Raw genomic sequence first — 22,442 nt, forward strand, 5'->3', positions numbered from 1 at the left:
GGTACTGGCCAGAATCAGGGGTACAGCTTTCCTTGTGATGCTCATACTTTAGGTCTCCAATGTTCATCGGCCCATAACCGACTCAAGAGTAGTAAAGACAGGAGTTATGCAATCCGCCAGCTATAGAAGGCATAGCACATAATTTCTCCTCGCTCTAGGCCGATTGCCGGCGCCACGTTAGTCTTTGCCGCCCTGTTCGAGGATGTTCGATGACTGCCAGCCCCTCTTCCCGTACCCCGCAGCAGGCCCTGGCCGCCCTGCTCGCCCGCTATACCCCGGAGAAACTGCTGTTGGTCGGGGCCAGCGAACTGCCCGCGCTAAGCGCCTTCCACGGCGCTCACCCGCAGTGCCGGGTGGCCACGGCGCCGGCCGCCGCCCTGCCGGCCGAGCTGGCCGCCCAGCGCTTCGACCTGGCGCTGCTGGTCGACTGCCTGGAACACCTGAGCAAGCGCGACGGCCTGCAACTGCTCGGCGGCATCCGCAACCTCAACGCCAGCCGCGTCGCCGTGCTGGTCGACCTGCAGGCCGCAGACTGGCGGGAAACCGATTTCTTCGCCCTGGCCATGCAGGCCAGCGAGCAGTTCCAGCGCGAAGGCCAGACCCTGCACCTGTTCACCTACGACCTGCTCGACTACAAGCAGGTGCCGGACTGGCTGAACGCCAAGTTCTGGGCCAATCCGGAAAACTTCGGCAAGTACTGGTGGTAACGCCATGAATCCACTCGACCCCGTTTGCCCCTGCGGTAGCGGCAACCCCCTCGGCCACTGCTGCGGCCCCTACCATGCCGGCACCGCCGCGCCCAGCGCCGAGCTGCTGATGCGCTCGCGCTACAGCGCCTACGTGCTGGGCCTGGTGGACTACCTGGTCGCCACCACCCTGCCGGCCCAGCAGAGCGCGCTGGATCGCGCCGCCATGGCCGCCTGGAGCGCGCAGAGCACCTGGCTCGGCCTGGAGATGGAAAGCAGCGAGCTGTTCGGCGGCCAGCCCGAGCATGCGCAGGTCTGCTTCGTCGCCCGCTGGCACGACGCACAGGGCGAGCACAGCCACCGCGAACGCTCGGCCTTCGTCCAGGTCGGCGGGCGCTGGTATTTCCTCGACCCGAGCGTGCCGCTGAAAGCCGGACGCAACGATCCCTGCCCCTGCCGCAGCGGACAGAAGTTCAAGAAATGCTGCGCCGGCTACCTGGCTTGAGCGCCCGCACCTGACGCCTGCGGCCTTTTCTGCTTGAGTTGTGGGCGCCCGCCGGCACGTTGCCGGGCGCGGACGCTCAACAAGGAGAAGGGCATGCACAAGCAAAGTGGTGTGGCGATCATCCTGGCCAGTCTGCTGTTCGGCTGCGCCAGCCAACCGTCCGGACAGCAGGGGGAGCGCCTCGATCTGGGCGACAGCGCGCGCGTCAGCCGCCTGTTCGCCTACCCCAACAACTGCAGCGTGATCTGCTACCGCGACTGGACGCTGGAGCAGACGGTGCAGCATTACCTCGAACAGAGCCTGGCGCGCGACGGTTACGCCAACGCCCGGGTGACCATCCACCGCCAGGGCGAGCGCCTCTACGCTGACTTCGCCGGCACGCCCAAGGGCTACGGGCAGCCGCTCAAGCAACTGCTCGACGCCGGCGACCTGGCCTACGATGGCGCCAACCAGCTCAACCGCGACGGCAAATGGCAGTACGACTGGTACTTCTTCCTGCCCCTGGGCATGGCCCTGGACAACCGCAAGAGCGTCGAGCTGCTGCATTTCCCCCCGGACTATTCGCTGACCCAGGCGCAGGACTACCTGCGCTCCAGCACCACCGATCGCTGGGCCGCGCTGCTGGCCAGCAACGGCGTGCCGGCGACGCTGACCCCGGCCTACCAGACCATCGTCGATATCGCCCCGATCGCCGCGCCGGCCAACGCCGGCAGCGCCCTGCAAGGGGTCTACGGTTATTTCAACGACTACCAGCAGCGCATGGTGCGCGAGCTGAGCGCCGGCAAGGGCGGCGCCAGCCTGCCCATGGTCGCCTTCGGCAGCCCGGTGCGCGACTGGGTCAAGCAGCAGTATGGCGTGCAGCTGGCGGTGCTCGGCCTCGGCCGGATCGAGGCCGCGCCGGGGCAACAGGTGTCGGTGCTGGGCGCCAACCACCCCAGCTATATCTGGTACGCCGCCGATCCGGCCAACAACCAGGGCAGCCAGGCCAAGGCCGATGCCACCGGCATCCGGGTCATGGGCCAGGATCTCAGCGCCGCCTGCTGGCAAGCCGGCATGGGCCGGCAGCCCGCCGGCGATCCGCAGCAGACGCTCGCGAGCTGCACGCAGAAATGGCAGGTCACCGACCAGTTGCAGACCTGCGAGCTGTTCTACGTCTCGGTGCGCAAGCTCAAGCCCGAAGACGCCGAGGCCAAGTGCCAGGCGAGCTGAAACGACCGGGCCCGCAGTGGCGGGCCCGGTGTCATTCCTGCAGTTTCAGGTGCGAGGTATCCGGCGGCGGCGCGGCAGGGGCAGCCTTGGCCTGGCCCATGTCGCTGCCTACCGGCGCCAGGCTGAACTGCGACAGATCGACCTGCGGTGCGGCGGCCTCGGGCTTGGCGTCCTGCAGATCGGCGCCGACCGGTGCGATGCCGAAATCCGGCGCGTCCACCTCGCTGAAGGCGGCCATGTATTCGTCGCGCGGCGCCACCCGCAGGCGGCCGCCAGTGGCACTCGCCAGCGGTGCTACAGGCGCAGGCTCGGCGGCGGGCGGCGGCGCCAGTTCCACCTCCTCCACCGGCAGGTCCATAGCCACCACCTCCACCCGCGCGCCGGCGCGCTCCAGGGTGGAGCGATACTTCTCCGCCCCGACGGCATCGAGGTTGTTCTTGATCACGATGCGTCGCCCGGAAAACAACTGGGCGATGCGCTGGGCATCGGCCTGGAACAGCTTGGCCAGATTGGCCTTGACCAGCTCCGGTTGGGCGCCCGGCACCAGTTGTCCGGAGAAGGCGATCTCGTAGCGACTCATGGTCACACTCCTGTCCTATTCGGCCCTCAGTATGGCGCAGGTTTTTTGACGCTAACACCGCAGGCGTCTCATCCACCGCTTTTCGGCCGACTTGGGCAGAAACCTACGGCAACCTCGCGGCAAAAAATAATGATGGAGTGCCCAGGTTGCAGCCGAGCGGTTGCTTGTTACACTGGGGGCGTTATTGGGGGTATGACATGCTTTCTCAGGCGCAAACGATAAGAATTATCAGTCTATTGATGTTTTTTGGCCTGTTCTCGGGCCTCGCAGGATGCTCCACCTGGATGACAGGTGGTTTCAAGGACCCGGACGTCCAGCTCATCAAAGTTGATGTAATCAAGGCCAGGCTGCTCGAACAGGAGTTCCGCCTGCGTTTTCGCATCGACAATCCCAACGGCGTCAGCCTGCCGGTGCGCGGCCTCGACTACGCCGTGCACCTCAACGAGATGAAACTCGCCGAGGGCTATTCCAACGAGTGGTTCACCGTGCCCGCGCACGGCCACCACACCTTCGAGGTGCCGGTGCGCACCAACCTCTGGCGCCACGTGCGGCAGATCGTGAAGATGCTGGAGAAACCCGACGAGCCGATCCGCTATCGCCTGCAGGGCGAAGTGAAAACCGGCATGTTGTTCGGACGCAGCGTGCACATGTCGCGCAATGGCGAGATAATTCCCGGCGATTTCATCCCGGAGTAACCGCCATGAGCAACCAACCCCACGTCCACGGCCCCGACTGCAACCACGATCACGACCATCATCACGATCATGACCACGTCCACGGCCCGCATTGCAACCACGGCCATCAGGAGCCGGTGCGCAACGCGCTGAAGGACGTCGGCCGCAACGACCCTTGCCCCTGCGGCAGCCAGAAGAAGTTCAAGAAATGCCACGGCGCCTGAAGCCCCGATGAATGCGCCGACCCTCGCCCTGCTGCTCGCCGGTCTGCTGCTGATCGCGGCTTTGGCCGCCTATGCCTGGCATCTCTGGCGCCGCGTCTGGGCGCAGCAACGCAGCCAGGCCGCCGCCCAGCAGGAGCGCCAGCAGCGCCTCGGCGGCGACCTGACGATTCTCGCCGGCAGCCTGCTCGACGAGCAGTTGCCGCTGATCGAAGGCGCCATCCGCATCAAGGTGCTGCTGGACAACTACGACAGCGAACTGAGCCGCGACAACCGTTGCCAGGTGTTCCACCTGCTGTTCGAGGCCACCGCCGAGGTGCCCACCCATGGCGCCTGGAAGGCGCTGGACAAGCACGAGCGGCGGCGCTTCGAGAAGCGCTTCAACGAGCTCGAGCTGCAGCACAAGGCCGCCGCCCGTACGGCCGCCCGCTGGTTGCTCGACGAAGGGCTGAAGAGCGCTCGGCGAAACGCCTGAACCCCCTCTTGCCAGGCTCTGCGCCCCTCATTACCGTGGCGACTTCATGGCCGATCGGCAGCGATCGGCCCGTCGCGCGCAGCCGCCACACCCCGACCTATTGCCTGCCAAGGAATTTCGCCATGCGCACGCTGGCCTGCCTGACCCTTGCCGCCTCGCTGACCGGCCTCGCCGGCTGCCAGTCCCTGCTCAACAGTCGCTATGCCGACAGCGTGCCGCCGACGCGCGGCGTGGAACGCATCCAGGGCCTGGCGGAAAGCGCCTCGATCCGTCGCAACGCCCTCGGCATGCCGCTGATCGAGTCGGGCACCTTCCACGATGCGCTGTTCGCCCTGGGCTACGTGCATGCCGGCGACCGCCTCAGCCAGATGGTCGGCATGCGCCTGCTGGCCGAAGGGCGCCTGGCGGAAATGGCCGGCCCCGGCGTGCTGGAGATGGACAGGTTCATGCGCGCGGTGAACCTCAAGCGCAGCGCCGAGGAGCTCTATGCCGGCGCCTCGCCGCGGCTGAAACGCTTCTTCGAGGTCTACGCGCGCGGCGTCAACGCCTACATGTTCCGCTACCGCGAGCGCCTGCCGATGGACCTGGCCGAGTCCGGCTACCGGCCGGCCTACTGGAAGCCGGAAGACTCGGTGCTGCTGTTCTGCCTGCTCAACTTCGGCCTGGCGGTCAATCTGCAGGAAGAGATCGCCGCGCTGGTCATGGCCCAGCAGGTCGGCGCCGACCAGCTGCCCTGGCTGCTGCCGATCTACCCCGACGAAGCGCTGCCGTTCGACGAGGCGCAAAAGCTCGCCGGCCTCGACCTCAAGGGCCAGCTGCCCGGCCTGCAGGCCGTCGGCCAGGCCGCGGCGCAGATCGCCGCGCAGCACATGCTCGGCGTCGCCGCCTCGAACAACTGGGCCATCGCCCCCGAGCGTACGCGCGGCGGCAAGAGCCTGCTGGCCAACGACACCCACCTGCCGCTGGCGATGCCCTCGCTGTGGAATTTCGTGCAGATCCGCTCGCCCAAGTACCAGGCCGCCGGTATCTCGCTGGCCGGCGTGCCGGCCGTGGTCGCCGGCTACAACGGCAAGCTGGCCTGGGGCATGACCATGGTCATGGGCGACAACCAGGACCTGTTCCTCGAACGGGTCAAGCGCGAGGGCGGCCGCCTGCTGTACCTGGCCGACGGCCAGTGGTTGCCGGCCGGCGAGCGCCAGGAGACCTTCTTTATCAGGGGCCAGCGACCGATCCGCGAGACGCTCTACGAGACCCGCAACGGCCCGCTGCTGAACTCGGTGCTGGGCGAGCGCAAGCACGCGCTGCAACCGATGCGCCTGGAGAGCGGCTACGGCCTGGCGCTGAAGACCACCCAGTTCGAGCGCGACGCCAGCCTCGATGCCTTCTTCGACCTGTCCCGCGCGCAGTCGGTGGACGCGGCCTTCGAGGCCACCCGCGAGATCCGCGCCATGCCGCTGAACATCGTCTTCGCCGACGCCCAGCACATCGGCTGGCAGGTCACCGGGCGCTTCCCGAACCGCCGCGAGGGCCGCGGCCTGCTGCCCTCGCCCGGCTGGGACGCACGCTACGCCTGGGACGGTTTCGCCGACCCGATGCTCCACCCCTACGACCAGGACCCGCCGCAGGGCTGGCTGGGCAGCGCCAACCAGCGCAGCGTGCAACCGGGCTACGGCATGCAGCTGTCCAGTTCCTGGTACTACCCCGAGCGCGCCGAACGCATCGCCGAACTGGCCGGCAGCGGCCAGCATGACAGCCGCAGCATGATCGCCATGCAGTACGACCAGACCTCGCCCTTCGTCGCCAAGCTGCAGGCCATGTTCAACGACCCGGGCATGCAGGGCCCGCTGCGCGACGCCATCGCCGCCCTGCCGGCCGCCCAGCGCCCGCGCGCCGAGGAAGCCCTGCAACGTCTGCTGGCCTTCGACGGCAGGTTGGCCGCCAGCTCCGCCGATGCGGCGATCTACGCCGCCTTCCTGCATGAAAGCGCGCGGCAGACCTTCCTCGACGAACTCGGCCCGGAAAGCAGCCCGGCCTGGCAGGCACTGGTGCAGACCGCCAACACCTCCTACTCGGCGCAAGCCGACCACCTGCTCGGCCGCCCCGACAGCCCGTTCTGGAACGACCTGCGCACACCGCAGCAGGAAGACAAGCCGGCCATCCTCGCGCGCAGCCTGGCCGCCAGCATCGAGCTGCTGGAAAGCCGCCTGGGCCAGGAGCGCAGCGCCTGGCAATGGGGCAAGCTGCACAGCTACGCATGGGTCACCGAGACCACCCGCCTAGCGCCCTATATGAGCGCCAGCCAGCGTGCCAGCATCAATACGCTCAAGAGCTACCTGGACCGCGGCCCCTACCCGGCCGGCGGCGACCACAGCACGCTCAACGTCTCGGCCTATGCCTGGGGCCAGGACTTCGACACCTGGCTGATCCCGGCCATGCGCATCGTCGTCGACTTCGCCGCCGCCGAGCCGCTGCGCGGCGTCAACAGCTCCGGCCAGTCGGGCAACCCGGCCAGCCCGCACTATGCCGACGGCATCGAGGCCTGGCTCAAGGGCGGCTACATGAGCTTCCCGTTCCGGGCGGAGAACCTGGACAAGGTCTACGGCAACCAGCGCCTGCTGCTGATGCCGGCCAGGTGACGACCGTTCGTCGGGTGGCGCTGAACCTTTCCGTCGGCGCCTCACTCAGACTATTCGACTTACTCCATAGATCATCGTTTAAGGCGCCTCTGGCGCCTTTTCTTTTGCCTGCGCAAAAGTCGCAGCCAAAAGATGGCCTTTTTACATCATCGAATTGAACTTACCGCCGACGCCGGGTTCGGAACCTGTGCATCGTTTGAAAGCTCCTGGCGCCTATGGCGCCTATTTTTTAGGGCCTGCCATCCCTGGCGCCCCCCCTACGGGCCGTCGCTGCGCGACGTTGAAAATGCCTCCCGGGCATTTTTTGTCCGCTCCTCGCGCCCGTCGCTCTCTGGCCTGCACTTTTCCCCTGGATCGACGTAAGCTCTAGCGCTTTCCGTTTCCCGCTTTGCAGCGCCGACCCGCATCAAGGAGCCCGAGATGAGCAACCGCCAAGCCGAAATCGCCGCCGCCCTGGAGGTGGTGCCGCCCTTTGCCGACGAAGCCGCCCTGGTCGCCGAGATCGAACGGCGCAAGGCCTTTATCAAGCAGTGCCTGCGCAACTCGGGGCTGAAGGTGCTGGTGCTCGGTATCAGCGGCGGCGTCGACTCGCTGACCGCCGGGCGCCTGGCGCAGTTGTCGGTGGAGGAGCTGCGCGCCGAAACCGGCGATTCGGCGTACCGCTTTATCGCCGTGCGCCTGCCGCACAACGCCCAGCACGACGAGCACGACGCCCAGGACTCGCTGAAATTCATCCGCGCCGATGAAGAGGACACCGTCAATATCGCCAGCAGCGTGCTGGGACTGGGCGAGCAGGTCACCCACCTGCAGAAACTGACCGACGCGCGCCGCGACTTCGTGGTCGGCAATATCAAGGCACGCATCCGCATGGTCGCCCAGTTCGCCATCGCCAACGCCAACAACGGCCTGGTGATAGGTACCGACCACGCCGCCGAGGCGGTGATGGGTTTCTTCACCAAGTTCGGCGATGGCGCCTGCGACCTGGCGCCGCTGTCCGGCCTGGTGAAGCATCAGGTGCGCTCCATCGCCAGGCACCTGGGCGCACCGCAGCACCTGGTGATGAAGACCCCGACCGCCGACCTGGAAGAACTGCGCCCGGGCAAGCCGGACGAGGAAGCCCATGGCGTCAGCTACGCCGAGATCGACGCCTTCCTGCACGGCGAAACGGTCAGTGAGGCGGCCTATGCCACCATCGTCCGCACCTTCGATGCCACCCGCCACAAACGCGAGCTGCCGCTGGTGCCCTGAGTGCCTGCGCCGCGGGCTGGAATGCCCGCGGCAGGCTACGCTGTTTTGAAGTAACGGCCCGCCCCTAGTCGCGCGGGCTCGAGCCACTTCAGCCGGGGTACGCCGCATGTCGCCGAACGCCACGCCAGAACGGATCTTTAACCGTACCCTGCTCGACACCCTGATCCGCGCTGGCATGATCGCCGCCCTGGTGGTGGCCTGCTTCGAGGTGTTCAGCCCCTTCCTCAGCCTGATGTTCTGGGCGCTGATTCTCGCCGTCACCCTCTATCCGTTGCACAACCTGCTCAAGCCCCGCCTGGGCCGCAGCGACAGCCGTGCCGCCACCTTGATCGTGATCCTGGCGATCGCCGTCCTGCTGATCCCCATCTACCTGCTCGGCACCTCGCTGACCGAGTCGGTGCAGGTGGCAATTGCCACGGTCAAGTCGGGCGCCGTGCATATCCCGCCGCCACCGGATGCGGTCGCCCAGTGGCCACTGATCGGCAAGCAACTGCATGGCTTCTGGGCACAGCTCGCCTCCGACCTGACCGGCGTCCTGCAACGCCTGGCCCCGCATCTCAAAGACATGACCCTGGGCCTGCTCAGCAGGCTTGCCGGGGTGGGAGTCGGCATGCTGGTCTTCATCGCCGCGCTGATGATCGCCGGCATCATCATGGCCTACGGCGAAAACGGTCATCAGAGCGCCCGCCGCATCTCGGCGCGGATATTCGAGCCGGGTCGCAGCGATCAGCTGGTCGAGCTGTGCACAGCCACCATCCGCGCCGTGGCCCAGGGCGTGATCGGCATCGCCTTCATCCAGATGCTGCTGATCGGCGCCGGATTCATCTTCATGGGCGTTCCCGGCGCCGGCCTGCTGGCCCTGGCCGTCTTGCTGCTGGGGATCATGCAGCTGCCGGCCACGCTGATTACCCTGCCGGTGATCGCCTTCGTCTTCTTCAACGAAGGCGCCACCCTGGCCAGCATCGTCTTCGCCATCTACGTGTTCGTCGCCGGCCTCGCCGACAACGTGCTCAAGCCGCTGCTGCTCGGCCGCGGCGTGGACGTGCCGATGCCGGTGGTGCTGGTCGGCGCCCTGGGCGGCATGGTCAGCGGCGGCATCATCGGCCTGTTCATCGGCCCGGTGCTGCTGGCGGTGGGCTACAAACTGTTCTGGCAATGGGTCGACACCCCGCCCGCCAGCAGCGCGGCTGGCCCGCGGGATGGCGATTAAGCAGCGCCGCGCCTGGGCATTGCTGGCCGCAGCCAGCCTGGCTGGCTGCGTGCGCCTGGGGCCGGACTTCCAATCGCCGCGGCAGGCCTGGATCGACCACTGGGACAGCCAGGCGCTGAACGCGGCCAATCAACAGCACCCGCAGCCGGAAAACCGGCAATGGTGGACGCAGTTCGACGACCCGCTGCTCGAGCGCCTGATCGCCGAGGCGGACATCCACAACCCCAACCTGCGCATCGCCGCCCTGCGCATCCTCGAGGCCCGCGCCCAGCTCGGCATCGCCCGCAGCGGGCGCTACCCGCAACTGCAGCAGGCCAGCGCCGACGCCTTCTACCTGGACCGCAACCAGTACGGTGGTGACACCGAGCTGGACAGCAGTGCCTGGCAGTACGGCGCCGGCTTCGACATCGGCTGGGAGCTGGACTTCTGGGGTCGCTACAGCCGCGCCATCGAATCCGCCGATGCCAGCTACTTCGCCGCCCGGGCCAACTACGAGGACGCCCTGGTGCTGCTGCGTGCCCAGGTGGCGCAGACCTACTTCGCCCTGCGCACCGCCGAGGCGCGCCTGGGCATCGCGCGCGACAACGCCAGGCTGCAGAAGCGCAGCCTGGAGATCACCGAACGCCTGTTCAACAGCGGCAACAGCGACGAACTCGACCTGCAGCAGGCCAAGACCCAGTACCTGGGCACCCTGAGCAGCGTGCCCGAGCTGGAGGCCCAGGCGGCGCAGACGCGCAACGCCCTCGCCGTGCTGATCGGCCAGCCGCCGGGCAGCCTGCCCGAGCTGAGCGCGCAGACCGGCCTGGTGCCGCTGGTCGACCAGGCCCTGCTCGACGACGTGCCGGCCAACCTGCTGCTGCGCCGCCCCGATGTACGCGCCGCCGAACTCCAGGTGGCCGCCCAGTCCGCCCTGATCGGGGTGGCCGAGAGCGACCTGTACCCCTCGCTCAGCCTGCTCGGCAGCATCGGTTGGTCGGCCAGCAGCCAGGCCGGCAGCCCCGATACGATGAGCCTCGGCGCCGGCCCCAGCCTGACCTGGAACCTGTTCGACCACGGCCGCCTGCGCAACAACGTGCGCGTGCAGGATGCGCGCCTGCAGCAACTGATCGAGGCCTACCGCGACCGCGTGCGCCAGGCCGCGCGCGAAGCCGACGACGCCGCCACCGGCCTGAGCAAAGCCCTGGAGCGCGAACGCATCCTGCGCGAGGCCGCGTTCTCGGCCCAGCGCTCGCTGACCCTGGCCAGCGCCCAGTACCGCGAGGGCTACTCCGACTTCCAACGGGTGCTGGACGCTCAGCGCGCCCTGTTCGTCCAGCAGGATGGTTATCTGGTGGCGCGCAGCGCCGCACTGAGCAACCTGATCGACCTCTATCGCGCCCTCGGCGGCGGCTGGCACAGCAACCAGCCGTTGCTCGACGACGCCACCCGCGAGCAGATGCGCCAGCGTACCGACTGGGGCGAGCTGCTCGACGAACAATCACCACCGTCCGCCCAGGCAGCCACGCCATGACCGACAGCCCGGAAACTACCGACCAGCCAGCCGCCAAACCCGCGGGCAAGGAGCACGATCCCAGCCGCCGCGGGGTGCAGATCACCCTCGCCGCGATCGGCCTGACCCTGGTCTGGTACCTGCTGGCCGACCGCTTCACCCCCTATACCCAGCAGGCGCGGGTGCAGGCCTACGTGGTCGCGGTGGCACCGGAGGTGGCCGGGCGCATCCAGCGGGTGCTGGTCGGCAACAACCAGACGGTCGAAGCCGGCCAGGTGCTGTTCGAACTCAACCCGCAGCCCTACGAGATCGCCGTGGCCAAGGCCCGCGCCGAGCTGGAAAACATGCGCGGCCAGGTGGGCGCCAGCACCGCCGCCATCGACTCGGCCCTGGCCTCGCAGCGCGCCGCCGAGGCCGGCGAGCTGGAAGCCAGGCAGGATCGCGAGCGCCTGGAACGCCTGTATCGCGAAGACCCCGGGACCATCTCCCTGCGCCGCCTGGAAATCTCCCGGGCCAATTTGCAGCAGGCCATCAGCCAGGTGGCCGCGGCCCGTGCCGAAGTGCAGCGCGCCCGCGAAAGCGAGGGCGGTAGCGGTGCGGACAACGCCCGCCTGCGCAGCGCCGCCGCGGCACTCGAGCAGGCCGAGCTGGATCTGAGCAAGACCCAGGTACGCGCCGCCTCCGCCGGGCTGATCACCGACCTGCGCAGCGAAGTCGGCCAGTATGCGGCGGCCGGCAGCCCGCAGATGACCCTGATCGGCCTCAACGACCTATGGATCAGCGCCGAGATGAGCGAGAACAACCTCGGCCACCTGCAGCCCGGCACGGCGGTTGCCATCGTCCTCGACGCCCGCCCCGGGCATGTCTATCGCGGCCGTGTACGCAGCATCGGTTACGGCATCAGCGTCGGCCAGAGCACCCCGCCTGGCAGCCTGCCGACGGTGGAGAACAGCCGCGACTGGCTGCGTGCGGCGCAACGCTTCCCGGTGATCATCGAGTTCGCCGAGGGCGAACTGGGCGACTACCAGGGCCTGCGCGTCGGCGGCCAGGCCGAGGTGATGGCCTTCCCCAGCGAGGGCAACCCGCTGAACCTGCTCGGCCGCGCCTTTCTGCGCGTGATGAGCTGGCTGTCGTTCGCCTACTGATGGCCGGCCCGACCGATCCGCGCCCGCAGCGCGCCCTGCGCCTGGCCTGCGGGGTGGCCTGTGGCACCGTGCTGGGCTTCGGCCTGGGCCTGCCGCTGCCGTTTCTCACGCCGGTGCTGGTGCTGCTCTTGCTGGCGATGAGCAACCAGCCGCTGACCCTCAGGGCCGGCCTGAGTCTGGCCCTGGTGGCCGCCCTGACCTGCGGCAGCGGCCTGCTGCTGAGCCCGCTGCTGCGTCACTCGCCGTTCAGCGGCGTGCTGCTGGTGGCACTCGGGCTGTTCTTCAGCTTTCGTTTCGCCCTGCGCGGCGGCAATGGCCTGCTGTCGACCTTGCAGGTCATCGGCCTGACCCTGATTACCGCCGCAGGCACCAGCTCCATGGCGCTCGGCCAGGAAGTGGTGATCGCGCTGATCAAGGCCGTGCTGCTGACCACCCTGTGCGTGGCGATCGGCCACTGGCTGTTTCCCGAACCCGCAGGACTGCCGCCCGCCGCCAAGCCGGCGGCCATGGGTCAGGCGCGTTCCGAGTGGATCGCCCTGCGCGCCATGCTGGTGGTGCTGCCGGCCTGGCTGCTGGCGCTGATCGACCCCGCCAGCTACATACCGCTGGTGATGAAAGCGGCCAGCCTCGGCCAGCAGGTGTGCGGCACCAGCGCCCGCGACGCCGGCCGTGAACTGCTCGGCTCGACCCTGCTCGGCGGCGCGCTGGCCATAGCCTTCTGGGCACTGCTGAGCATCCTGCCGCACCTGTGGCTGTTCTTCCTGCTGATGCTGCTGTTCATCCTGCTGCTGGCGCGGCGCCTCTACCAGGTGGTGGCCAACCGCCTGAGCCCCGGCTTCTGGCTGAACAGCGCGATGACCCTGATCATCCTGCTGGGCCAGTCGGTGCAGGACAGCGCCCTCGGCAAGGATGTCTACAGCGCCTTCGCCATCCGCATGGGCCTGTTCGTCCTCGTCACCCTGTACGCCTGCGCGGCGGTTTACCTGATTGACCGGCGCGTCACCATGCCCCCTGAGGAAAAGCCATGTTCCTGAACCTGCTGATCGGCCTGCCCATGACCATGCTGTGCCTGCTGCTGCAGGCCGTGATGGTCGCCCTCAGCCTGCGTCGTTACATCGACTACCGGCATGGCCTGAGCCGGCCATCGCTCGGCAGCACCATCCTGACCCTGAGCCTGGTGATGCTGTTCATGCTGTTCGGCAACTTCCTGCAGATGAGCATCTGGGCAGGGCTGTACGTCGTGCTCGGCGAATTCGAAACCTTTGCCCAGGCCCTGTACTTCTCCGGAGTGACCTTTTCCACCCTGGGTTACGGCGATCTGGTGCTCTCCCCGCCACGGCAGCTGCTGAGCGCACTGGAGGCGGCCAACGGCATCCTCATGTTCGGCGTCTCCACGGCCGTGCTGACTGCCGCACTCGGCGACGTGCTCAAGCACTACGCCCAGCAGCGCAAGGCCGCACAGGAGCCCTGAGGCACTGCGCCGGCTGGCAAACGGCTAACCGCTCGTCGCCAGCCGCCTATCGAGCGGGGCAAAGACGAAAAAGCCGAGCAGAGGCTCGGCTTTTTCGGATGCAGCGGCCATTCAGGCCTTGGGCAGGGTCACGCCCAGCTGGCCCTGGTACTTGCCGCCGCGATCCTTGTACGACACCTCGCAGGCCTCGTCCGACTGTAGGAACAGCATCTGCGCCACGCCCTCGTTGGCGTAGATCTTCGCCGGCAGGGTGGTAGTGTTGGAGAACTCCAGGGTCACGTGGCCTTCCCACTCCGGCTCCAGCGGCGTGACGTTGACGATGATGCCGCAGCGCGCATAGGTGCTCTTGCCCAGACAGATGGTCAGCACGTCGCGCGGGATGCGGAAGAACTCCACGGTGCGGGCCAGGGCGAAGGAGTTCGGCGGGATGATGCAGACGTCGCTCTTCACGTCGACGAAGCTCTTCTCGTCGAAGTTCTTCGGGTCGACGGTGGCCGAGTTGATGTTGGTGAACACCTTGAATTCGTCGGCGCAGCGCACGTCGTAGCCGTAGCTGGACACGCCGTAGGAGATCAGCCGCTCGTTGCCTTCGGTGCGCACCTGGCGCTCGACGAAGGGCTCGATCATGCCGTGCTCGAGAGCCATGCGGCGAATCCACTTGTCCGATTTGATGCTCATGGCGAGGTGTCCTGAATGGGCGGTGGCGAAAAAAGTGAGCGCATCTTACCGACCCCGGCGCCCCGCTTCAAAGGCTGTCGACCGGCGTCACGACCGGCCGCCGCGAGTTATTTGCAAGAAAGACGCACGCAGCATTCGCACTCGACGATAAAAACACGTATGGTGTGCCCACTGTGCTGCATGTGTCACCGCGAATCGCTACTAGATGCCTAGATCTCGATCCAAACATCGTCCGACTCCTAGTACTCGTTGCACTCAGTCCCGGCCTGGGCTTTTCCAGGGCTGTTATTACTTTTGTTAGGAGACATCACATGTCCAATCGTCAGACTGGCACCGTTAAGTGGTTCAACGATGAGAAAGGCTACGGCTTCATCACCCCGCAATCCGGTGACGACCTGTTCGTACACTTCAAAGCCATCCAGAGCGATGGTTTCAAGAGCCTGAAAGAAGGCCAGCAAGTGACTTTCGTGGCCACCCGTGGTCAGAAAGGCATGCAGGCTGAGGAAGTTCAGGTTGTCTAACCTGAGCTGACCCGCTTGAAAAGAGCCCCGCCTAGTGCGGGGCTTTTTTATGGCCAGAAGAAACACCGGCCGCCCCTCCCATAAATGGGAGGGGTCATCAGAAGGCCGCTGCGCGACCGCTATCAGTCGTCGCTGATCTCGATGCTCGGCATCGCCGGCTGGCCGGCCTGGGCGATGCGGGCGCCGACCTTGCGCGCCAGGTCCTGGTAGATCATGGCGATCTGGCTTTCCGGATCGGCGATGGTGGTCGGCTTGCCGTCGTCGGCCTGCATGCGGATGGCCATCGACAGCGGCAGGGACGCCAGCAGCTCGACACCGTACTGCGCCGCCAGCTTCTCGCCGCCGCCCTCGCCGAACAGGTGCTCGGCATGGCCGCAGTTGGAGCAGATGTGCACGGCCATGTTCTCCACCACGCCCAGCACCGGGATATGCACCTTGCGGAACATCTCCACGCCCTTCTTGGCATCCAGCAGGGCCAGGTCCTGCGGCGTGGTGACTATCACGCTGCCAGCCACCGGCACCTTCTGCGCCAGGGTCAGCTGGATGTCGCCGGTGCCCGGCGGCATGTCCACCACCAGGTAATCCAGGTCGTTCCAGGCGGTCTGGGTGATCAGCTGCAGCAGTGCACCGCTGACCATCGGCCCGCGCCAGACCATCGGCGTGTTGTCGTCGGTGAGAAAGGCCATGGACATCACCTGCACGCCATGCGCCTCGAGCGGCACGAACCACTTCTGTTCGCGCACCTGCGGCCGCGTGCCTTCGGCGATGCCGAACATGATGCCCTGGCTCGGCCCGTAGATATCGGCGTCGAGAATGCCCACCCGCGCGCCTTCGCGGGCCAGGGCCAGGGCCAGGTTGGCCGCGGTGGTGGACTTGCCCACCCCGCCCTTGCCCGAGGCCACGGCGATCACGTTCTTCACCCCGGCCAGCGCCGGCACCTGGGCCTGGCCCTGGTGCGACTCGATCAGGCAATCGACCTGCACCCGTGCACTGTCGACGCCATCGAGGCTCTCCAGCGCCATCTGCAGCATCTGCGCCCAGCCGTTCTTGAACAGCCCGGCGGCGTAGCCCAGCTGCAGACGCACATTGACCTGGCCACCCTGGATCTCGACCTCGCGCAGACAGCCGGCGCTGACCGGGTCCTGGTCCAGATGGGGGTCGGTGAACCGACGCAGACAGGCTTCGACCGCTTCGCGGGTGACGGCACTCATGCAAGAACTCCAAGAACAAGGCAGGGCAGAAACAGGCGCCCATCATAGCAGCAGCGCCATCGGGCGATGGAGCACGGCGCTTTTCCGTGGCGCAGGTAGCTTGAAGCTTGTCGCTTCCCTTATAGTTGCCGACTTCCCTCGTTTTACCAGTGCAGCCGATCACCATGACCGAAGCCCGCAAGATTCTCGTTACCAGCGCCCTCCCCTACGCCAACGGCTCGATCCACCTCGGCCATATGCTCGAGTACGTGCAGACCGACATGTGGGTGCGCTTCCAGAAACTGCGCGGCAACCAGGCGATCTACGTGTGCGCCGACGATGCCCACGGCTCGGCCATCATGCTGCGCGCCGAGAAGGAAGGCATCACCCCCGAGCAGCTGATCGCCAATGTGCAGGCCGAGCACACCGCCGATTTCGCCGACTTCGGCGTGGACTTCGACAACTACCACTCGACCCACTCGCAGGAGAACCGCGAGCTGTCGGCGGCGATCTACCTCAAGCTGCGCGACGCCGGGCATATCGCCACCCGCTCGGTGACCCAGTACTTCGACCCCGAGAAGGGCATGTTCCTCGCCGACCGCTTCATCAAGGGCACCTGCCCCAAGTGTGCGGCCGAGGACCAGTACGGCGACAACTGCGAGAAATGCGGCGCCACCTACGCCCCCACCGAGCTGAAGGACCCGCGCTCGGCGATCTCCGGCGCCGTGCCGGTACTCAAGGACTCCAAGCACTTCTTCTTCAAGCTGCCGGACTTCGAGGCCATGCTCAAGCAGTGGACCCGCAGCGGCAGCCTGCAGGAGGCGGTGGCCAACAAGATCGCCGAATGGCTCGACGGCGGCCTGCAGGAGTGGGACATCAGCCGCGATGCGCCCTACTTCGGCTTCGAGATTCCCGACGAGCCGGGCAAGTACTTCTACGTCTGGCTGGACGCACCGATCGGCTATATGGCCAGCTTCAAAAATCTTTGTGCGCGCCGCCCGGAGCTTTCCTTCGACGCCTTCTGGAACAAGGATTCGACCGCCGAGCTGTATCACTTCATCGGCAAGGACATCGTCAACTTCCACGCCCTGTTCTGGCCGGCCATGCTCGAAGGCGCCGGCTACCGCAAGCCCACCGCGGTCAATGTGCACGGCTACCTGACGGTGAACGGGCAGAAGATGTCCAAGTCGCGCGGCACCTTTATCAAGGCGCGCACCTACCTCGATCACCTGAACCCCGAGTACCTGCGTTACTACTACGCCAGCAAGCTGGGCCGCGGCGTCGATGACCTCGACCTGAACCTCGAGGACTTCGTGCAGAAGGTCAACTCCGATCTGGTCGGCAAGGTGGTCAATATCGCCAGCCGCTGCGCCGGCTTTATCCACAAGGGCAACAATGGGGTGCTGGTCGCCGCCAATCCCGAGCCCGAGCTGTGGGCCGCCTTCCAGACCGCCGCACCGAGCATCGCCGAGGCCTACGAGGCGCGCGATTTCTCCCGCGCCATGCGCGAGATCATGGCCCTGGCCGACCGCGCCAACGCCTGGATCGCCGACAAGGCGCCCTGGGCGCTGAACAAGGTGGAAGGCAAGCAGGCCGAAGTGCAGGAAATCTGCGCCCTGGGCGTCAACCTGTTCCGCCAGCTGGTGATCATGTTGAAACCCGTGCTGCCGAAACTGGCCGCCGACGCCGAAGCCTTCCTCAATGTCGCCCCGCAAACCTGGGCCGACCTGGCGCTGCCGCTGGCCAACCACCAGCTGAATCCGTTCAACCCGCTGCTGACCCGTATAGAACCCGCGAAGATAGACGCCATGATCGAAGCCTCCAAGGAAGACCTGGCCGCAGAAAGCGCCAAGCCTGCCGGTAACGGCGAACTGACCAAGGACCCGCTGGCCGCCGAGATCGCCTTCGACGCCTTCGCCGCCGTCGACCTGCGTATCGCCCTGATCGAGAAGTGCGAGTTCGTCGAGGGCGCCGACAAGCTGCTGCGCCTGTCGCTGGATATCGGCGACGCCAAGCGAAACGTGTTCTCCGGGATCAAGTCCGCCTACCCGGACCCGAGCAAGCTGGAAGGCCGCCTGACCCTGTACGTGGCCAACCTGGCGCCGCGCAAGATGAAGTTCGGCATCAGCGAAGGCATGGTGCTGGCCGCCGGTCCCGGCGGCGAGGAAATCTACCTGCTCAGCCCGGACAGCGGCGCCAAACCGGGCCAGCGCGTCAAGTAAGCGCCAGCTAGGCTTATAGGCGTCGAACAAGCCGGCCAATGCCGGCTTGTTTGCTTCTGCGCGCTTCCCGATAATAAGCGCCCTTTTTCTATGGCCTTTTCGAGCACAACGGCAACCCGATGACCGAACTCGTCCTGATCATGGTCAGCGCCATCCTGGTCAATAACTTCGTGCTGGTGCAGTTCCTCGGCCTGTGCCCCTTCATGGGCGTGTCGAAGAAGATCGAGACGGCCATCGGCCTGTCCCTGGCCACCACCTTCGTCCTGACCCTGGCCGCCATGTGCAGCTATCTGGTGCAGCAGTACGTGCTCAGACCGCTGGACCTGGAGTACCTGCGCACCATCAGCTTCATCCTGGTGATCGCGGTGACCGTGCAGTTCACCGAGATGGTGGTGAACAAGACCAGCCCGCTGCTGTACCGCGTGCTGGGCATCTTCCTGCCGCTGATCACCACCAACTGCATCGTTCTCGGCGTGGCCCTGCTCAACGCCAACAAGGCCGAGTTCACCTTCGTCAGCGCCACCGCCAACGGCTTCGCCGCCGGCCTGGGCTTCTCCCTGGTACTGGTGCTGTTCGCCGCCATGCGCGAGCGCATCGCCATCGCCGACGTGCCCAAGTCGTTCCAGGGCGCGGCCATCGGCATGATCACCGCCGGCCTGATGTCGCTGGCGTTCATGGGCTTTACCGGGTTGATCAAGCTATGAACCTGGTTCTCGTCGCCGTCCTCGCCCTGCTCGGCCTGTGCCTGCTGGCCGGCGCCATCCTCGGTTTCGCCGCGGTGCGCTTCAAGGTCGAGGGCGACCCCATCGCCGAGCAGATCAACGCCCTGCTGCCGCAGACCCAGTGCGGCCAGTGCGGCTACCCTGGCTGCAAGCCCTACGCCGAGGCGATCGCCGGCGGCGACAAGATCAACAAGTGCCCGCCCGGCGGCGAGGCGACCATCGCCGCCTTGGCCGACCTGCTCGACGTCGAGCCCGAGCCACTGGACGCGGTGGAAGGCGAGAAGCCGCAGATGGTCGCCTATATCCGCGAGGCCGAGTGCATCGGCTGCACCAAGTGCATCCAGGCCTGCCCGGTGGACGCCATAGTCGGTGCGGCGCGGCAGATGCACACGGTGATCGCCAGCGAATGCACCGGCTGCGACCTGTGCGTGGAGCCCTGCCCGGTGGACTGCATCGACATGCTCGAAGTGGGCGGCAGCGTACAGAGCTGGAAATGGGACAAGCCGCTGGCGCCCGGCCAATTGATCGCCAGCGACCGGGAGCAGGCGGCATGAGCGCACAAGAGCGTATCTGGGATATCCCCGGCGGCATCCATCCGGCCGAGCGCAAGGAACTGTCAAACCGCACGCCAATCCAGCAGGCGCCGTTGCCGGCCCGCCTGACCTTGCCGCTGGGCCAGCATATCGGCGCCGTCGCCGAGCCTTGCGTGGTGGTCGGCGAGCGGGTGCGCAAGGGGCAGAAGATCGCCGAGGCCACCGGTTTCGTCAGCGCGCCGCTGCATGCGCCGACCTCCGGCACGGTCAGCTTTATCGGCCCGCAGCCCTACCCGCATGTCTCCGGCATGCTGGCGCCGGCCATCGTCATCGACAGCGACGGCCTGGACGAGTGGATCGACCTGACCCCGCATCCCGACTACCGGCATATGGACTCCGCCGAACTGCTGGCGCTGATCCGCGAGGCCGGCATCAGTGGCCTGGGCGGCGCGGGCTTCCCCACCGCGGTGAAGCTCACCGCGCGGCCGACGCAGAAGATCCACACGCTGATCATCAACGGCACCGAGTGCGAGCCCTATATCACCGCCGACGACCTGCTGATGCGCGAGCGCGCCGCTGAGCTGGTTTCCGGCATCGATATCCTGGTGCAGCTGATCCAGCCCGAGCAGGTGCTGATCGGCATCGAGGACAACAAGCCCGAGGCCATCGCCGCGGTGCGCGGCGCCTGCAGCGAGCGCAGCTACCAGGTGCGGGTGTTCCCCACCAAGTACCCCTCCGGCGGCGAGAAGCAGCTGATCCAGATCCTCACCGGTGTCGAGGTGCCATCGGGCGGCCTGCCGGCCGATATCGGCATCCTCTGCCAGAACGTCGGCACCTGCGTGGCCGTGCACGAGGCCGTGGTTCACGGCAAGCCGCTGATCTCGCGCACCACCACCCTCACCGGCGAGGCCCTGGCGCGCCCGGGCAACGTCGAGGCACTGCTCGGTACGCCGGTTGGCGAGCTGCTGGAATTTGCCGGGCTCGACCGGAGCAAGCTCAATCGCCTGATCATGGGCGGACCGATGATGGGCTTCACCCTGCCCAGCCTCGAAGTGCCGCTGATCAAGACCGCCAACTGCCTGCTGGCCAGCACCGCCGCCGAGCTGCCGCCACCACCGCCGGCGCTGCCCTGCATCCGCTGCGGCGAATGCGCCGAGGCCTGCCCGGCCAGCCTGCTGCCGCAGCAGCTGCATTTCTTCGCCCTGGGCCAGGAGCACGAGCAGCTCAAGGCACACAACCTGTTCGACTGCATCGAGTGCGGCGCCTGCGCCTATGTCTGCCCCTCGAGCATCCCGCTGGTGCAGTACTACCGCGCGGCCAAGGCGGAAATCCGCGAGCTGGAGCAGAAGCAGCTCAAGGCCGAGCACTCCAAGCAGCGCTTCGAGCAGCGCCAGGAGCGCCTGCGCCGCGCCGAGGAACAGAAGGAAGCCGAGCGCAAGGCCCGTGCCGAAAAAGCCGCCCGCGCCAAGGCGGCGCAGGCCGAGGCGCCGCCGGCTGCCGCCGCCCCGGCCGACGAGGCGCTGAAGAAACTCAAGATCGAGGCCAGCATGGCCCAGGTCGCCCTGAAGAAGGCGGAAAAACAGCTGGCAGCCCACGACACGCCGGAGCTGCAGGCCCAGGTCGCCGAGCTGCGCACCGCTGCCGAAGCCGCACAGAAGGCCCTGGCCGACGCACAAGCGGCTGCCCCTGCCCCGGCGCCCAAACCGGCCGGCGACGAGGCGCTGAAAAAGGCCAAGATCGACGCCGCCATGCTCAAGGCCCAGCTGCGCAAGCTGGAAAAGATCGAGACCCCGGACGACGACCAGCAGGCCGAACTCGCCCGCCTGCACCAGCAGCTGGAAGCAGCCGAGAAGGCCCTGGCCAGCCTGGAAAGCCAGACGCCCGCCCCGGCCGCCAAACCCGCCGGCGACGAAGCGCTGAAAAAGGCCAAGATCGACGCCGCCATGCTCAAGGCCCAGCTGCGCAAGCTGGAAAAGATCGAGACCCCGGACGACGACCAGCAGGCCGAACTCGCCCGCCTGCACCAGCAGCTGGAAGCAGCCGAGAAGGCCCTGGCCAGCCTGGAAAGCCAGACGCCCGCCCCGGCCGCCAAACCCGCCGGCGACGAAGCGCTGAAAAAGGCCAAGATCGACGCCGCCATGCTCAAGGCCCAGCTGCGCAAGCTGGAAAAGATCGAGACCCCGGACGACGACCAGCAGGCCGAACTCGCCCGCCTGCACCAGCAGCTGGAAGCAGCCGAGAAGGCCCTGGCCAGCCTGGAAAGCCAGACGCCCGCCCCGGCCGCCAAACCCGCCGGCGACGAAGCGCTGAAAAAGGCCAAGATCGACGCCGCCATGCTCAAGGCCCAGCTGCGCAAGCTGGAAAAGATCGAGACCCCGGACGACGACCAGCAGGCCGAACTCGCCCGCCTGCGTCAGCAACTGGAAGTCGCCGAGAAGGCCCTGGCCGACCTGGAGAAGCAGGCACCCGCCCCGGCCACCAAACCCGCCGGCGACGAAGCGCTGAAAAAGGCCAAGATCGACGCCGCCATGCTCAAGGCGCAGCTGCGCAAGCTGGAAAAGATCGAAAACCCGGACGACGACCAGCAGGCCGAACTCGCCCGCCTGCGCCAGCAGCTGGAAGCAGCCGAGAAGGCCCTGGCCAGCCTGGACAGCCAGGCGCCCGCCCCCGCCGCCAAGCCGGCCGGCGACGAGGCCCTGAAAAAGGCCAAGGTCGAGCTGGCGATGAAGCGCGCCGAACTGAAGAAGGCCGAGAAGGCCGGCGCCGACGAAGCCGCACTGCAGCCGCTGCGCGATGCCCTGGTCGCCGCCGAGGCGGCCTCGGACAAGCCGGCGCCGGAGTTGGTACGCCGCGAACGCCCCGGCGTGGACGAAACGCTGAAAGCCCTGAAAACCGAAGCGGCCTTCGCCCGCGCCGACCTGCGCAAGCTGGAGCGCGACGACAACGCCGCCAGCGAGGCGCTGGAACAGGCCCGCACGCGCCTGGCCGAGGCCGAACGCCAACTGGCCGAATACCAACCCTGATATC

General features: G+C 67.0%; 21 protein-coding genes. 18 read left to right on the forward strand and 3 right to left on the reverse strand.

Annotated elements, in window-relative coordinates; all coding sequences use genetic code 11:
- The first annotated feature begins 209 nt into the window (after positions 1-209).
- The 3 genes from EA796_RS11325 (at position 210) to EA796_RS11335 (ending at position 2,400) form a co-directional block, all read left to right on the forward strand.
- Positions 210-707 carry a DUF6231 family protein gene (locus tag EA796_RS11325; RefSeq protein WP_122108693.1) on the forward strand — a complete coding sequence of 166 codons (498 nt, stop codon included), beginning with the start codon at positions 210-212 and terminating at the stop codon, positions 705-707.
- A gap of 4 nt (positions 708-711) precedes the next feature.
- On the forward strand, positions 712-1,191 hold the full coding sequence (locus EA796_RS11330) for a YchJ family protein (protein ID WP_122108694.1): 480 nt from the start codon (positions 712-714) through the stop codon (positions 1,189-1,191).
- Between the two features lie 93 nt (positions 1,192-1,284).
- On the forward strand, positions 1,285-2,400 hold the full coding sequence (locus EA796_RS11335; RefSeq protein WP_122108695.1) for a hypothetical protein: 1,116 nt from the start codon (positions 1,285-1,287) through the stop codon (positions 2,398-2,400).
- A 31-nt stretch (positions 2,401-2,431) separates the two neighbouring features.
- Here EA796_RS11335 and EA796_RS11340 read toward each other — a convergent pair whose 3' ends face one another.
- On the reverse strand, positions 2,432-2,980 hold the full coding sequence (locus tag EA796_RS11340) for a hypothetical protein (protein ID WP_122108696.1): 549 nt from the start codon (positions 2,978-2,980) through the stop codon (positions 2,432-2,434).
- Between the two features lie 197 nt (positions 2,981-3,177).
- On the opposite strand from EA796_RS11340, the gene EA796_RS11345 reads away from it, so the two are divergent.
- The 10 genes from EA796_RS11345 to EA796_RS11390 all read left to right on the forward strand — a co-directional run bounded on the left by EA796_RS11345 (position 3,178) and on the right by EA796_RS11390 (position 13,549).
- Positions 3,178-3,675 carry an LEA type 2 family protein gene (locus EA796_RS11345; protein WP_178082557.1) on the forward strand — a complete coding sequence of 166 codons (498 nt, stop codon included), beginning with the start codon at positions 3,178-3,180 and terminating at the stop codon, positions 3,673-3,675.
- Between the two features lie 5 nt (positions 3,676-3,680).
- On the forward strand, positions 3,681-3,878 hold the full coding sequence (locus EA796_RS11350; RefSeq protein ID WP_021444498.1) for an SEC-C metal-binding domain-containing protein: 198 nt from the start codon (positions 3,681-3,683) through the stop codon (positions 3,876-3,878).
- A gap of 7 nt (positions 3,879-3,885) precedes the next feature.
- Positions 3,886-4,350: a DUF2489 domain-containing protein gene (locus tag EA796_RS11355; RefSeq protein WP_122108697.1), complete on the forward strand. Its 465-nt coding sequence runs from the start codon at positions 3,886-3,888 to the stop codon at positions 4,348-4,350.
- A gap of 122 nt (positions 4,351-4,472) precedes the next feature.
- Entirely contained in the window at positions 4,473-6,986 is a 2,514-nt protein-coding gene (locus tag EA796_RS11360) for a penicillin acylase family protein (RefSeq protein WP_122108698.1), read from the forward strand.
- 420 nt (positions 6,987-7,406) lie between these two features.
- Positions 7,407-8,234, forward strand: a complete 828-nt coding sequence (gene nadE, locus EA796_RS11365; protein ID WP_122108699.1) for an ammonia-dependent NAD(+) synthetase — start codon at positions 7,407-7,409, stop codon at positions 8,232-8,234.
- Positions 8,235-8,340: 106 nt separating this feature from the next.
- Positions 8,341-9,444: an AI-2E family transporter gene (locus tag EA796_RS11370; RefSeq protein ID WP_122108700.1), complete on the forward strand. Its 1,104-nt coding sequence runs from the start codon at positions 8,341-8,343 to the stop codon at positions 9,442-9,444.
- Complete coding sequence (locus EA796_RS11375) at positions 9,434-10,954, forward strand: efflux transporter outer membrane subunit (RefSeq protein ID WP_178082558.1); 1,521 nt, start codon at positions 9,434-9,436, stop codon at positions 10,952-10,954. The genes EA796_RS11370 and EA796_RS11375 overlap by 11 nt, the downstream gene beginning before the upstream one ends.
- Positions 10,951-12,078 (forward strand): HlyD family secretion protein, encoded by a 1,128-nt coding sequence (locus EA796_RS11380; protein WP_122108701.1) that lies wholly within the window; start codon positions 10,951-10,953, stop codon positions 12,076-12,078. Before EA796_RS11375 ends, EA796_RS11380 begins: the two co-directional genes overlap by 4 nt.
- Complete coding sequence (locus EA796_RS11385) at positions 12,078-13,112, forward strand: DUF2955 domain-containing protein (RefSeq protein WP_122108702.1); 1,035 nt, start codon at positions 12,078-12,080, stop codon at positions 13,110-13,112. The genes EA796_RS11380 and EA796_RS11385 overlap by 1 nt, the downstream gene beginning before the upstream one ends.
- Positions 13,103-13,549 carry a potassium channel family protein gene (locus EA796_RS11390; protein ID WP_122108703.1) on the forward strand — a complete coding sequence of 149 codons (447 nt, stop codon included), beginning with the start codon at positions 13,103-13,105 and terminating at the stop codon, positions 13,547-13,549. The genes EA796_RS11385 and EA796_RS11390 overlap by 10 nt, the downstream gene beginning before the upstream one ends.
- A 111-nt stretch (positions 13,550-13,660) precedes the next feature.
- Here the strand turns inward: EA796_RS11390 and dcd are convergent, their stop codons facing one another.
- Positions 13,661-14,227 (reverse strand): dCTP deaminase, encoded by a 567-nt coding sequence (dcd, locus tag EA796_RS11395; protein WP_021446086.1) that lies wholly within the window; start codon positions 14,225-14,227, stop codon positions 13,661-13,663.
- Between the two features lie 311 nt (positions 14,228-14,538).
- Here dcd and EA796_RS11400 point away from each other — a divergent pair, with 311 nt between their 5' ends.
- The gene (locus EA796_RS11400; protein WP_004423761.1) at positions 14,539-14,748 is read left to right on the forward strand and encodes a cold-shock protein; all 210 of its coding nucleotides are present in this window, start codon (positions 14,539-14,541) and stop codon (positions 14,746-14,748) included.
- A gap of 122 nt (positions 14,749-14,870) precedes the next feature.
- Here EA796_RS11400 and apbC read toward each other — a convergent pair whose 3' ends face one another.
- Positions 14,871-15,959 (reverse strand): iron-sulfur cluster carrier protein ApbC, encoded by a 1,089-nt coding sequence (gene apbC, locus EA796_RS11405; protein ID WP_021446087.1) that lies wholly within the window; start codon positions 15,957-15,959, stop codon positions 14,871-14,873.
- Between the two features lie 164 nt (positions 15,960-16,123).
- On the opposite strand from apbC, the gene metG reads away from it, so the two are divergent.
- The 4 genes from metG to rsxC all read left to right on the forward strand — a co-directional run bounded on the left by metG (position 16,124) and on the right by rsxC (position 22,438).
- Entirely contained in the window at positions 16,124-18,160 is a 2,037-nt protein-coding gene (gene metG, locus EA796_RS11410; protein WP_122108894.1) for a methionine--tRNA ligase, read from the forward strand.
- A 119-nt stretch (positions 18,161-18,279) separates the two neighbouring features.
- Positions 18,280-18,864, forward strand: a complete 585-nt coding sequence (rsxA, locus tag EA796_RS11415; RefSeq protein WP_122108704.1) for an electron transport complex subunit RsxA — start codon at positions 18,280-18,282, stop codon at positions 18,862-18,864.
- Positions 18,861-19,436, forward strand: a complete 576-nt coding sequence (gene rsxB / locus EA796_RS11420; protein ID WP_122108705.1) for an electron transport complex subunit RsxB — start codon at positions 18,861-18,863, stop codon at positions 19,434-19,436. Before rsxA ends, rsxB begins: the two co-directional genes overlap by 4 nt.
- On the forward strand, positions 19,433-22,438 hold the full coding sequence (gene rsxC / locus EA796_RS11425; RefSeq protein ID WP_256679208.1) for an electron transport complex subunit RsxC: 3,006 nt from the start codon (positions 19,433-19,435) through the stop codon (positions 22,436-22,438). The genes rsxB and rsxC overlap by 4 nt, the downstream gene beginning before the upstream one ends.
- Positions 22,439-22,442 lie beyond the last annotated feature (4 nt).

Origin of the sequence: Pseudomonas sp. AOB-7 (genome assembly GCF_003696305.1) — a bacterium.
Classification (GTDB): Bacteria; Pseudomonadota; Gammaproteobacteria; order Pseudomonadales; family Pseudomonadaceae; genus Aquipseudomonas.